This is a genomic window from Streptomyces sp. NBC_00986, assembly GCF_045162565.1.
In the GTDB taxonomy this organism is placed as follows: Bacteria; Actinomycetota; Actinomycetes; order Streptomycetales; family Streptomycetaceae; genus Streptomyces.
Map to the genome: position 1 here is coordinate 6,011,455 of NZ_CP108733.1, position 12,811 is coordinate 6,024,265.

The 12,811-nt window shown below is 70.0% G+C and carries 13 protein-coding genes; 8 read left to right on the forward strand and 5 right to left on the reverse strand.

Going from position 1 to position 12,811, the window contains the following annotated elements; all coding sequences use genetic code 11:
* Positions 1-3: 3 nt before the first annotated feature.
* From OG504_RS26680 to OG504_RS26690, 3 genes are all read left to right on the forward strand, one after another.
* On the forward strand, positions 4-519 hold the full coding sequence (locus OG504_RS26680; RefSeq protein ID WP_405992094.1) for a hypothetical protein: 516 nt from the start codon (positions 4-6) through the stop codon (positions 517-519).
* A gap of 25 nt (positions 520-544) precedes the next feature.
* Positions 545-844, forward strand: coding sequence for an RNase A-like domain-containing protein (locus OG504_RS26685; protein WP_405992095.1), 300 nt, complete (start codon positions 545-547; stop codon positions 842-844).
* Between the two features lie 62 nt (positions 845-906).
* On the forward strand, positions 907-1,596 hold the full coding sequence (locus tag OG504_RS26690) for a contact-dependent growth inhibition system immunity protein (protein ID WP_405992096.1): 690 nt from the start codon (positions 907-909) through the stop codon (positions 1,594-1,596).
* 49 nt (positions 1,597-1,645) lie between these two features.
* Here OG504_RS26690 and OG504_RS26695 read toward each other — a convergent pair whose 3' ends face one another.
* From OG504_RS26695 to pdhA, 3 genes are read right to left on the reverse strand one after another with little or no spacing between them, the layout of a single operon-like run.
* Positions 1,646-3,067, reverse strand: coding sequence for a dihydrolipoamide acetyltransferase family protein (locus OG504_RS26695; RefSeq protein ID WP_405992097.1), 1,422 nt, complete (start codon positions 3,065-3,067; stop codon positions 1,646-1,648).
* 11 nt (positions 3,068-3,078) lie between these two features.
* A complete protein-coding gene (locus OG504_RS26700) occupies positions 3,079-4,071 on the reverse strand; it encodes an alpha-ketoacid dehydrogenase subunit beta (RefSeq protein WP_405992098.1) in 993 nt (330 codons plus the stop codon).
* A 1-nt stretch (position 4,072) separates the two neighbouring features.
* On the reverse strand, positions 4,073-5,230 hold the full coding sequence (gene pdhA, locus OG504_RS26705) for a pyruvate dehydrogenase (acetyl-transferring) E1 component subunit alpha (protein WP_033285353.1): 1,158 nt from the start codon (positions 5,228-5,230) through the stop codon (positions 4,073-4,075).
* 321 nt (positions 5,231-5,551) lie between these two features.
* Between pdhA and OG504_RS26710 the strand changes: the two genes are divergently transcribed.
* From OG504_RS26710 to OG504_RS26720, 3 genes are all read left to right on the forward strand, one after another.
* Positions 5,552-6,214, forward strand: a complete 663-nt coding sequence (locus tag OG504_RS26710; protein ID WP_405992099.1) for a response regulator — start codon at positions 5,552-5,554, stop codon at positions 6,212-6,214.
* Positions 6,215-6,294: 80 nt separating this feature from the next.
* On the forward strand, positions 6,295-6,696 hold the full coding sequence (locus OG504_RS26715) for a pyridoxamine 5'-phosphate oxidase family protein (RefSeq protein WP_405992100.1): 402 nt from the start codon (positions 6,295-6,297) through the stop codon (positions 6,694-6,696).
* 113 nt (positions 6,697-6,809) lie between these two features.
* Positions 6,810-7,814, forward strand: a complete 1,005-nt coding sequence (locus OG504_RS26720) for a phosphotransferase (protein ID WP_405992101.1) — start codon at positions 6,810-6,812, stop codon at positions 7,812-7,814.
* A gap of 89 nt (positions 7,815-7,903) precedes the next feature.
* Here the strand turns inward: OG504_RS26720 and OG504_RS26725 are convergent, their stop codons facing one another.
* On the reverse strand, positions 7,904-9,421 hold the full coding sequence (locus OG504_RS26725) for a protein kinase domain-containing protein (RefSeq protein ID WP_405996437.1): 1,518 nt from the start codon (positions 9,419-9,421) through the stop codon (positions 7,904-7,906).
* Positions 9,422-9,796: 375 nt separating this feature from the next.
* Between OG504_RS26725 and OG504_RS26730 the strand changes: the two genes are divergently transcribed.
* Positions 9,797-11,425, forward strand: coding sequence for a protein kinase domain-containing protein (locus OG504_RS26730; protein WP_405992102.1), 1,629 nt, complete (start codon positions 9,797-9,799; stop codon positions 11,423-11,425).
* 74 nt (positions 11,426-11,499) lie between these two features.
* On the opposite strand, the gene OG504_RS26735 is transcribed toward OG504_RS26730, so the two are convergent.
* Entirely contained in the window at positions 11,500-12,039 is a 540-nt protein-coding gene (locus OG504_RS26735) for a bacterial proteasome activator family protein (protein ID WP_366433202.1), read from the reverse strand.
* Positions 12,040-12,200: 161 nt separating this feature from the next.
* Between OG504_RS26735 and OG504_RS26740 the strand changes: the two genes are divergently transcribed.
* Positions 12,201-12,806 (forward strand): hypothetical protein, encoded by a 606-nt coding sequence (locus OG504_RS26740; protein ID WP_405992103.1) that lies wholly within the window; start codon positions 12,201-12,203, stop codon positions 12,804-12,806.
* Positions 12,807-12,811 lie beyond the last annotated feature (5 nt).

Consider the following 12,811-nt stretch of genomic DNA (forward strand, 5'->3'; position numbering starts at 1 on the left):
TCCGTGACCACAGGTATTCTGCCCAAGTGCGCGACTCGACTGTTCGACACTCGTTGGACGTGTCTATGCCTGCTGCAGAGACAGCACGAGGATTGGATCGCCGATCTGCTGGATTTCACTCAGGGCAAGAACAACGGAGATCGCATCGGAGTCAAACCGTCAGAAATGTTCGATTCCGTGACGCACGACGTGGCCACGGCAAGCCTCCTTCCAGTATCCCGGAAAGGCGCGGATGAATTGCTGAAGCTACTGGCCGTCGGATCATTCGATTCAGGTCCGAATCAGTCACTTCTGGAAGCTGACGAGGCCAGGGACAGTTGCGTGCGCGAGGTTCTCGATTCGGTTGGCAAGGGATCCGACTTGTTCACCAATCACGGCCATGCTGAATACGGTGATACGGCAGACTTCCTTACACGCAGTTTCCACTGGAATTCCCTGGCCACCACTCTTTACGATGTATGCCTGATCGCAGTGACAGCGGACCGCCTTCTCATTGCCTGGCGGTTCGAAGACGCCTAGATCGCGACGAGAGGACCGGTCCATCATGCGCACCCGTTCCGCCACCTATCCCGACCACGAAACCGCCCAATGGGCCACCCAACAGACCGTCACCGCCAACGAGCAGGCAATCCACCGCTGGCTGGCCCAGTCCACCCGCCCCCGCCTGACCATCGAGGCATCCTGGCCCTCCCGCCCCGAACCGGTCGGCCGGGTCCTGCTCCAGGCGATGATGCTGGCCGGTCGAGAGCCTGTCGATGTCCACGCGGCCCGGGTGATCCTGAAGCGGGACGAGTCCCGGCCGCACGGCTTCGCCGTCCACGCCACGTTCCCCGTCTACCTGTAGCCCGTAGCCCGTAGCCCGTAGCGATCCACCCGTAGCGACCCGATCCGTAGAGGCTGATCCCCGTGCCCCTGAGCCCCCTCGAACACGACCGCCGCTACGGCGAGTTGGACCAGGTGATCCGCGCCTACGCCGGTCAGCCGGCCGACGACACCCCGGACAAACCGAGCGAGGCACTGGTCGCCTACCTGCGCCACACCTGGCACAGCCGACCGTGGGCCCTGGCCGTCGCGGAGCGGCAGCTACGGGAGTACGCCGACAATCCGCCGGGCCGACTCCGCCTGCGGCTCGGCGAGTTCTACGCGATCCCGGACGTGGGACTCCCCGAGGCCGAGATCCAGCAATGGCTGTACTGCCTCGCCGACCACATCAAACACAGCGTCGAGGAAGGCGAGGTCCCGCCCCCGGCGACCCCCGGCACCCACTGGGAATGGCACGCGCGTTTCCCCGAACTCGGCCAGTTCCTCGGCGGCTGGTTCTCCCAGGACATGCCGGACGAGTTCGACGACCACGACGCGGCGATCGACGACTACCGGACCTCGACCGATCCGCAGCTGGTCGCCCGCCTCGCCGGCGAGCTGCACGAACTCCTCGCCCTGGACATCGACGAGTCCGACTACGCCCTCGCCGTCGCCGAGTTGGGCATGGAGGTCGACCCACCGACGCCGTACTCACCGAGCGGCTGGCTCGCCCTGGTCGCCGACAGGCTGACCGCGCCGCGCGCCGACTACGGGCCCTCGGCGGACCAGAGCTGAGCCGCGCACCCCCACTCGCAGAGATGCGCAGCCCCTGATCCCTGGACCACTACCCCCAGGTGATCAACCGCTTCGGCTGCTCCAGGATCGCCGCCACATCCGCCAGCACCTTCGACCCCAACTCCCCGTCCACCAACCGGTGATCGAAGCTCAGCGCGAGCGTCGTCACCTGGCGGGGCTTCACCTTGCCCTTGTGGACCCAGGGTTGGAGCTTGATCGTGCCGACCGCGAGGATCGCGGACTCGCCGGGGTTGAGGATCGGCGTGCCGGTGTCGATGCCGAAGACGCCGACGTTGGTGATGGTCACCGTGCCGCCCTGCATCGCCGCCGGGGAGGTCTTGCCTTCCCTCGCCGTGGACACCAACTCACCCAGCGACTCCGCCAGTTGGGGCAGCGTCTTCGCGTGGGCGTCCTTGATGTTCGGCACGATCAGGCCGCGCGGGGTCGCCGCCGCGATGCCGAGGTTGACGTAGTGCTTGAGGACGATCTCCTGGGCGGCCTCGTCCCAGGACGCGTTGATGTCCGGGTTGCGCTTGATGGCCACCAGCAGGGCCTTGGCGATCAGCAGGAGCGGGTTGACCCGTAGGCCCTCCATGTCCTTGCCCTGCTTGAGCTCCTCGACCAGCTTCATCGTCCGGGTCACGTCCACCGTCACGAACTCCGTGACATGCGGCGCCGTGAACGCCGAACCGACCATCGCCGCCGCCGTCGCCTTGCGCACGCCCTTCACCGGGACACGGGTCTCCCGGGTCGAGTCGTACGTCGCGGAAGGCACCGAAAGCGCCGAAGGCGCGACCGGCTCGGGTGCCTGCACCGTCACCGGTGCCACCGCCGCGTGCACGTCCTCGCGCGTGATGACGCCGTCCGGGCCCGACGGGGTCACCGCCGCCAGGTCGACGCCGAGGTCCTTCGCCAGCTTCCGCACCGGCGGCTTCGCCAGTGGGCGGGACTGCGGTGCAGCGGCCCCGGTCTCGGTCGGCGTGGCCGTCGCGTGGCCGTTCAGCTCCGCCTGTACGGCCGCCACCCCCGCCGACACCGTCGACGCCTCCTGCGCCGGGATCTCCACCCCCTTGCGCGGCCGGCGCTTCGTGGAGGACGTGGCCACGCCATAGCCCACCAGCACCGGCGTACGGGCCGCCGGCTTCTCCTCCGCCGGAGGCTCGGGAGCAGCCTCGGCCGGGGTCTGAACGGGAGCAGCCGCGCCCCCGGACACATCCACCGCGATGATGGACGTGCCCACGTCCACCGTCGTGCCCTCCGGGAAGCGGAGTTCGCGCACCACCCCGTCGTACGGGATGGGCAGCTCCACCGCGGCCTTCGCCGTCTCCACCTCGCAGACGACCTGGCCGTCGGTGACGGTGTCGCCGACCTGGACGTACCACTTGAGGATCTCGGCCTCGGTGAGACCCTCGCCCACGTCCGGCATCTTGAACTCGCGTACGGACGCCTCAACTTCAGTCATCGTCGTCACGGCCCCTCTCCTCAGTACGCCAGAGCGCGGTCGACGGCGTCGAGCACCCGGTCCAGGCTCGGCAGGTACTCCTCCTCCAGGCGGGCCGGCGGGTACGGGGCGTGATAGCCGCCCACGCGCAGCACCGGGGCCTCCAGGTGGTAGAAGCAGCGCTCCGTGATGCGGGCCGCGATCTCGCCGCCGGAGCCGAAGAACACCGGGGCCTCGTGGACCACGACCAGGCGGCGGGTCTTCTCCACCGAGGTCTGGATCGCGTCGAAGTCCAGCGGGGACACCGAGCGCAGGTCCAGGATCTCCAGCGACCTGCCCTCCTCGGCGGCCGCGTCGGCGACCTCCTGGCAGAGCTTCACCATCGGGCCGTACGCGGCGAGGGTGAGGTCTGTGCCCTCCCGGACCACGCGGGCCTTGTGGAGGGGGTCGGGGATCGACTCCGTGTTGACCTCGCCCTTGTCCCAGTAACGCCGCTTCGGCTCGAAGAAGATCACCGGGTCGTCGCTCTGGATGGCCTGCTGCATCATCCAGTAGGCGTCCGACGAGTTCGACGGGCTGACGATCTTCAGGCCCGGGACGTGCGCGAACAGCGCCTCGGGGGACTCCGAGTGGTGTTCCACCGCACCGATGCCGCCGCCGTAGGGGATGCGGACGACGACCGGGAGCTTGACCTTGCCCAAGGAGCGCGCGTGCATCTTGGCGAGCTGGGTGACGATCTGGTCGTAGGCCGGGAAGACGAAGCCGTCGAACTGGATCTCCACGACAGGGCGGTAGCCGCGGAGCGCGAGGCCGATGGCCGTGCCTACGATGCCGGACTCGGCGAGCGGGGTGTCCACCACTCTGCGCTCGCCGAAGTCCTTCTGGAGGCCGTCCGTGACGCGGAAGACGCCGCCGAGCTTGCCGACGTCCTCGCCCATGATGAGGACCTTGGGGTCGGACTCCAGGGCGGCACGCAGCGATTCGTTGATCGCCTTGGCCAGCGGCAGGTTCTTGAACGTCGTGGTCTCCGCCATGTCACTTACCCCCCTCTTCGTCCGCGAACGACGCCTGGTAGGCGGCGAACTGGGCCCTCTCCTCGTCGACGAGCGCGTGCCCGTCCGCGTACACGTGCTCGAAGATGGCGAACCGGTCCGGGTCCGGCATGGCACGGACCGCTTCGCGCACTCGCCTGCCCAACGCCTCGCTCTCCGTCTCGAGTTCCGCGAAAAATCCCTCATCCGCGTGATGCGCGGCCTCGAGATACGTGCGCAGGCGCAGGATCGGGTCCTTCGCCTCCCAGGACTCGCGCTCCTCGTCGGCCCGGTACTTGGTCGGGTCGTCGGAGGTGGTGTGCGCGCCCATGCGGTACGTGTACGCCTCGACGAGCGTCGGGCCCTCGCCGTTGCGGGCCCGCTCCAGCGCCCACTTGGTGACCGCGAGGCAGGCCAGGACGTCGTTGCCGTCGACGCGGACGCCCGGGAAGCCGTAGCCCTGTGCGCGCTGGTAGAGCGGGACGCGGGTCTGCTTCTCGGTGGGCTCGGAGATGGCCCACTGGTTGTTCTGGCAGAAGAACACGACCGGCGCGTTGTAGACCGCGGAGAAGGTGAACGACTCGGCGACGTCGCCCTGGCTGGAGGCGCCGTCCCCGAAGTACGCGATCACGGCGCTGTCGGCGCCGTCCATCGTCACGCCCATCGCGTAGCCCGTGGCGTGCAGCGTCTGCGAGCCGATGACGATCGTGTACAGGTGGAAGTTGTTCGTGTTCGGGTCCCAGCCGCCGTGGTTGACGCCCCGGAACATGCCCAGCAGGTTGGTCGGGTCGACGCCGCGGCACCAGGCGACGCCGTGCTCGCGGTAGGTCGGGAAGACGTAGTCGTCCTCCCGGGTGGCCCGCCCGGAGCCGATCTGGGCGGCCTCCTGGCCCAGCAGCGACGCCCACAGGCCCAGCTCGCCCTGACGCTGCAGGGCGGTGGCCTCGGCGTCGAAGCGGCGGGTGAGCACCATGTCGCGGTACAGGCCGCGGAGCTCATCGGGGGTGATGCCGGCGACGTACTTGTCGTACGGGGCGGTCTTCGCGTTCTTGACTCGCTTGCCCTCGGGCGTCAGCAGCTGGACGAGGTCCGGGTCGGCGCCCTTGGCCTTGCTTCCGGCGCTGCGTCGCGGCTTGCGCGGGGCAGTGCTCTCCACGGTCACGTGTGCTCCTCCGTCGGTCCGGCTCCCCGGGTTCGCCGGGTGCCAGTGCGGCTCACCTGCGCCCCACGGACGCACAGGGTGGGTGCGGTTCGTCGGGAACAGGCGTGACAGGTGCCCCGGCGAGCGCCCTGCAACAGGCACGTTACCCAGTGCTCCACAATTCTGTGAAACCCCTCCTGACCTGCGATTTTGCTTGGATTTCCAAGTAAATCGCGAAAGTCGGGAACAAGTCCTGGTCACAGCCTTGCAGGGGGCCGGAACAACGGCACGTTATCCCGCTCACCTCAGGCACGGGAAGAGCCCGTATGTGAGACTTACCGCGTGCCCGGAGTCGGAAAAATCAGCGTATTTCTCCTCGATGACCACGAAGTGGTCCGCCGGGGTGTCCACGAGATGCTCTCGGTCGAGGACGACATCGAGGTGGTCGGCGAGGCCGGTACGGCGGCCGACGCGCTGGTGCGGATCCCGGCTGTGCGCCCCGATGTGGCGATCCTGGACGTACGGCTCCCGGACGGCAGCGGGGTCGAGGTGTGCCGCGAGATCCGCGCGCGGGACGAGTCCGTGAAGTGCCTGATGCTGACCTCCTTCTCGGACGACGAGGCTCTCTTCGACGCGATCATGGCGGGCGCCTCCGGGTACGTCCTGAAGGCCATCCGGGGCAACGAACTGCTCTCCGCCGTACGGGACGTCGCGGCCGGCAAGTCCCTGCTCGACCCGGTGGCGACCGCCCGGGTCCTGGAGCGACTGCGCAACGGCGGCCCCCAGCAGGACGAGAAGTTCGACCGGCTCACCGACCAGGAGCGCAGGATCCTGGACCTGATCGGGGAGGGGCTCACCAACCGGGCGATCGGCGAGCGGCTGCACCTCGCGGAGAAGACCATCAAGAACTACGTGTCGAGTCTGCTTTCCAAACTCGGTATGGAGCGGCGCTCCCAGGCGGCGGCCTACGTGGCGCGGAGACAGGCCGAGCAGCAGCGTCATTGAGCGCCCCGGGGGACCGATTCGGCGTCATTAGGGACCAAAGACCCCTCCCCCGGAGGGCCTGCTCGCCCGACAGTAAGTGCATGCCCACCGACGAACGGCTCGCCGTCGATCTGCTCGCGCGTACCGACCACGGCCGGGTGGCCACCACCCTGGGAGCGCTGCCCTTCCTGGCGCCCGCCCGTCACATCGTGGCGGACGAGCGGCTGCTGCTGCGGATGCCCCGGAACAACGGCCATCACCACGCGTGCGTGGACCGTGTCGTCGCGTACGGCGCCGACAACCTGGACTCGGCCGGACCGGACGACGACCTGTGGTCCGTACAGGTGATCGGCACGTGCGAGCCGCATGAGCCGACGGCCGACCAGGTCGAACGTTTCGGCCCGACCCGGGGCGCGATGGTGTACCTGCGCATCGAGCCGCGGCTGGGCACCGTGCACTCGGCGGACGGCGGCCTGGAACGGCGCTTCGGGCCCACCCTGTGACCGAAAGCGACCACCGACGACCGAGCGGTGACTTTCTGTGACAAACCGCAGCTCAAGGGCCCGCCGCGTGCCCTAGCATCGGCCGCGTGCCGCCCTTACGTGTACCACCCCCCGTGCCCCACGCGCCCCCGCTGGGCGCCCTCCTCCGCCAGTACGCCGCCGGGTCCGCCGTCACCTGCGAACCCGTCGAGCAGGGCCTGCTGAACCGCGGCTACCGGCTCCGCACGACCCGGGGCCGCTACTTCCTCAAGCACCACTTCGACCCCGAGACCGCGGACCCGGCGGCGATCGCCCGCCAGCACACCGCGACCCGGCGCCTGGCCGACCTCGGCGTCCCCGTGGCTCCCCCGCTGCCCGCCCGCGACGGCCGTACGGTCGCCGTCGTCGGCGGTCACGCCTACGCCCTGCACCCCTGGATCGACGGCAGGCACCGCCACGGCGGCCAGTTGACCACCGATCAGTGCGGACGCCTCGGCGCGCTCCTGGGGGTCGTCCACGCGAGCCTGGAGCGGGTCATGCCGGGGCGCCGGGAGGAGTGCGCGCCGGGGGCCGACCCCGTCGACACCTTCGCCCTCATCGACGACCTCCTCGGGCACGTCCGCCGGCACCAACCGGCCGACGCCTTCGACGAACTGGCCCGCCACCGGCTCCTGGAGCGGCGCGAGCTGCTGGAGCGGCACGCGGACCGACGGCCGCCGCGCGGTGCCTCCGTGGGGTGGGTGCACGGGGACTTCCACCCGTTCAACCTGCTCTACAAGGGCGACGCCCCCGCCGCGATCGTCGACTGGGACCGGCTCGGCGTACAGCCCCGCGCGGAGGAGGCCGTACGCGCCGCCGCGATCTTCTTCGTACGGCCCGACGGAGCCCTGGACCTGCCGAAGGTACGGGCGTACGCGCACGCGTACCGGCGTTCCGCGGGCGCCGGCCCCGCCGAACTGGCCGCCGCCGTGCACCGGGTGTGGTGGGAACGGCTCAACGACTTCTGGATGCTGCGCTGGCACTACGAGCGGGGCGACACCCGCGCGGACCCCCAGTTCCCGGCCGCGTCGGCGCTCGCCGTGTGGTGGACGCGGGAGTACGACGCGGTGTGCGAGGCGTTCGCGGAGGGCGCCCCGTAGGGGCAGCGAAAAACAGCACGCGCGCGTGGACCCCTGCTACGGGGTGCACGCGCGCGTGAACTTCTTTGGTACCGGTGATCCGGGCCGGGTCAGCCGCCGCCGAGGGCGCCCGCGACGGCGTTGCCCCCGTCGTCCCCGCCGTCGTCACCGGTGCCGCCCGTACCCGTCGGGTCCACCGAGGTCGTCGCGGACGGGGTGTCCGACGGCTCCTCGGACACCGTCGCGGACGGGGTGCTCGAAGGCTTCTCGGTGGCCGTCTCGGTCGGGGTGTACGAGGGCTTCGACGTCGGCGTGTACTGCGAACCGGACGTCGTGCCGCTGTCGTCCGTGTCCGTCTCGGACGGGGACGCCGTCGTGTCGTCGCTCGGTGTCTCGGTGGCCGTGTCGTCGGTCGCGGACTGCGAGGTGGTCGGCGACTGGGTGGTGCCCGAACCGCCGCTGCCGTTACCGGTGTTGTTCAGCGCCAGCGCGACGCCCGCCGCGATGGCGATCACCGCGAGTACCGCGAGGATCCACAGCTTGCCGCGGCCGCTGCCGTGGTTGCCGTGCCCCTCGAAGCCGCCGTCGTCGCCGTTGCCGTAACCGCCCGGCAGGATCGGCTGCGGGATCTGCGTGGTCCCGGAGGAGTCGCCCTGGGGCATCACGGTCGTACCGGCGAAGCCCCCCGGAGGGGTGCCCTGCCCGTTCGCGACGGTCACGGGCCCGGTGTTCCAGGTCCCGGTGTGGCCGCCCTGGTCGTAGAGCATCTGCAGGCCGTACTGGACGAGCCCGCGCATCTCCTCGGCCGTCTGGAAGCGGTCGTCCGGGTCCTTCGCCAGCGAGCGCATGACGAGGCCGTCGAGCTCGGGCGGGCAGACGCCGTTCGACGTCTGGGACGGCGGGACGGGGATGTCCTGGACGTGCTGGTAGACCACCGACAGGGGCGTCTCGCCGGTGAACGGGGGCCGCAGCGCGAGGAGTTCGTAGAGGAGGCAGCCCGTCGCGTACAGGTCGGAGCGGTGGTCGACGGCCTTGCCGAGCGCCTGCTCCGGGGAGAGGTACTGCGGGGTGCCCATGACCATGCCGGTCTGCGTCATCGTCGTGGACGCCCCGTGCAGGGCGCGCGCGATGCCGAAGTCCATGACCTTCACGGCGCCGTTGTGCGTGATGATCACGTTCGCGGGCTTGATGTCGCGGTGCACGATGCCGTGCTGGTGCGAGTAGGCGAGCGCCTCCAGGACGCCGGAGACGATGATCAGGGCCTGCTCGGGCCCGGGCGCCTCGGCGTTGAGGAGGAGGTCGCGGATCGTGCGGCCCTCGACGATCTCCATGACGATGTACGGCACCGACATGCCGCCCACGTAGTCCTCGCCGGAGTCGTACACGGCGACGATCGCGTGGTGGTTGAGGCCGGCCACCGACTGGGCCTCGCGCGTGAAGCGGGCCTTCGACGTCGGGTCCTCGGCCAGGTCCGAGCGCAGCAGCTTGACCGCGACCGTGCGCCCGAGCCGTACGTCCTCGGCCGCGAAAACCTCGGCCATACCGCCCCGGCCCAGTCTGTGGGTGAGCCGGTACCGGCCGTCGCCGACCAGTCCGCCGTTACCCCACAGCTCCGGTGCGTCCGACATTCCGCCGCCAGCCGCCTCGGGGTCGGACGGGCCCTGAGCGTGCTGCTGTGCCATCAGTCCTCGCCGTCGTTTCTGCCCGCGGTGCGCGCGGTGTTGTTACGGTCTCCGTCGGCCACGCTACAGGCTCGGCGCAAGCCTCCGGTCCGGGATCAGTGCCGGAATCGTCCGGAGACGGACCGGCCATCAAATCGGTATCACGGGCCGTCGTGCAAATTCTGTGTACCGCCGGTACAGCACCTGTAACGCTTCCACGACTCTTCTTTCGCGTACGGTCACGGATCGGGCACCGCGCTTGACGTGTCAGTGCCCTCCGGCAGACTTGGCCGGGAATGGCACTTTCGATCACTGAGCCGGCGCCGATGGGGGACACGGGACATGAGCCAGGACGGCGCACAGGGCCGGTATGCGGGGCGCGCGCTCGCAGGTGGCCGCTATCAACTGCGCGACCTGCTCGGCGAGGGCGGCATGGCCTCGGTGCACCTGGCGTACGACTCGGTGCTCGACCGCCAGGTCGCGATCAAGACACTCCACACCGAACTCGGCCGGGAACAGGCCTTCCGCGAGCGCTTCCGCCGCGAGGCCCAGGCCGTGGCCAAGCTCACCCACACCAACATCGTCTCGGTCTTCGACACCGGCGAGGACGCCCTCGACGGCACGACGATGCCGTACATCGTCATGGAGTACGTCGAGGGCCGCCCGCTCGGCTCCGTGCTCGACGAGGACGTACGGCAGTTCGGCGCGATGCCCGCCGACAAGGCGCTGAAGATCACCGCGGACGTGCTGGCCGCGCTGGACATCAGCCACGAGATGGGCCTGGTCCACCGGGACATCAAGCCGGGCAACGTGATGATGACCAAGCGCGGTGTCGTCAAGGTCATGGACTTCGGCATCGCCCGCGCCATGCAGTCCGGTGTCACCTCGATGACGCAGACCGGCATGGTCGTCGGCACCCCGCAGTACCTCTCGCCGGAGCAGGCGCTCGGCCGGGGCGTGGACGCGCGCAGCGACCTGTACTCGGTCGGCATCATGCTGTTCCAACTGGTCACCGGGCGGCTGCCGTTCGACGCGGACTCGCCGCTGGCCATCGCGTACGCGCATGTGCAGGAGGAACCGGTCGCGGCCTCCTCGATCAACCGCTCCCTGCCGCCGGCCGTGGACGCGCTGATCACCCGCGCGCTGAAGAAGAACCCGAACGAGCGCTTCCCGAACGCCGAGTCCATGCGCGACGAGTGCCTGCGCGTCGCGTCCTCGCTGCACGCGGCCGCCCCGAGCATCGTGCCGGGCGCACCCGCGCAGAGCGGCGCGGGCGTCGGCTCCGCGGTCTTCCCGCCGGTCGACCAGGCGGCCCCGGCCCCCACCGGCCCCGTCCACACGCCGTACCAGCCGGGTCCCTACGGCGGCACACCCGCGCCCGCCCCGGCCTACGGCTATCCGCAGCAGGCGGGCTACCAGCCGCAGCCCTCGGTCGGGTTCGGGCAGCAGGGCATCTCGACCCCGCCGCCGTACAACCTGACCCCGCAGCACCCGACGCCGGCGTCCGGGGGAGGCGGCGGGAAGAGCAACAAGCCGGTGATCATCGGTTCCGTGGTCGTCGCCCTGGTCGCGGTCGGCGCGCTGATCGTCGCCCTGTCGATGAACGGCGGCGGCGATGACGACGCGAAGGGCGGTGGCAGCAGCGCGAGCGCGAGCACCTCGGCGACCGCGGTCGAGGGTCACCGCGACGGCGACACGTCGAAGACGATCGCGACGACCGCGTGCACGGAGCCCGAGGAGTCGTACAACGACCCCAGCAAGATCCAGGTCCCGGACTTCCAGTTCAAGTACATCGCCTCGGTCAAGGCCTGCCTCCGCGAGGCGGGCTGGAAGGTGAAGGTCAAGTCCGAGGACGAGAACACCTACGGCCAGGGCACGGTCATGGAGCAGTTCCCGGCGGCCGGCACGGACGTGGATCCCAAGGACATGCCCCAGATCCAGCTGGGCGTGTCCACGGGCAACCCGTCCTGACGTCGATCATGTGGAAGGGCCCGGCAGCATCGGCTGCCGGGCCCTTTTGACGGTGGACGGTAAGGGTGCGGCTCCTACAGGTACGGGCCGCCCACGCGGCCGCCGCCCGGCTGCCCTTCCTCGGTGCCGTCGCCGACGCCCGGCGGCAGCGCCCGGCGCATCTGCTCCAGCTGGGCCCGCGCGGCCATCTGCTGGGCGAACAGCGTGGTCTGGATCCCGTGGAAGAGCCCCTCCAGCCAGCCCACCAACTGGGCCTGCGAGATGCGCAGTTCCGCGTCGCTCGGCGTCACGTCGTCCGTGAACGGCAGCGACAACCGCTCCAGTTCCTCCACCAGCTCGGGCGCCAGACCGTCCTCCAGCTCCTTCACGGAGCTGCGGTGGATCTCCTTGAGCCGGGCCCGGCTGGCTTCGTCGAGGGGAGCCGCACGCACCTCCTCGAGAAGCTGTTTGATCATGCTGCCGATCCGCATGACCTTGGCCGGCTGCTCCACCATCTCCGTCACCGGGATCTCGCGGGAGTCCTCGTCCCCGGTGCCACCGAGCGCCATCCCGTCCTGTCCCACGACCAGGATCTGAGGCTTCTCCGGTGACCTTTCGTTCCTCGGCATCTCCATGCCGCCATTCTCTCGCACTCGCACACCTCACGATCGTGGCGCCCCCCTCGAAAGGTGATCCACCGTTTCCGCATGGCCGAACCCGGAGTGCCGGAGCGTCCGCCCGGTGTGACGCTGGGTGCGTCGATCTTGCCGCCTCGGCTCGGGAGGGGGTCACGGACGTGACTCCATGGCTGCGTACAACGGGACTGCTGCTCGTGCTGGGCACGGGTGCGGTGGTGAATCCGTGCGGGGGTGTTCCGGCGTACGGGGTGGAGGCGGGGAGCGGTGCGGGCACCGGTGGTGCCGGGAGTGGTCGCGTCGCGGTCACGACGCCCGCATCCGCCTCGGCCTCCGCTTCCGACTCTGCGTCCGCCTTGAGACCTGCTTCGGGCCCCGACGCCGCCCATGCCTCCCCCGATCCCTCCAGGGCCGGAAGTCAGGCGGGCGAAGGGCGGAAACGGCCGGGACGTACCGCGGAGCCGACCACCGACGAGGACGAGGACGAAGGCGGCGGAGGAGACGGCGACGACACGGCCGGCCTGACAGCGGACGGTGACGACGACGGAAGCCCCAGGGCCACCCCCGCCCCCGCCGATTCCGCGTCCTCCCAGAACGCCGCCCCCGTGCCGACCTCCCCGCCCCTCCAGCCCCTGCACCGGACCGTCACCCACGCCGAGGACCCCGCCGAGCCCGTGCTGCGGATCCTGCCGCTGGGCAGCGGCCTGATCCTCATCGGGCTCGGCCTGGGCCTCGCCTTCATCGCACTCCGGGTGCGCCGGAGCTAGGAGCT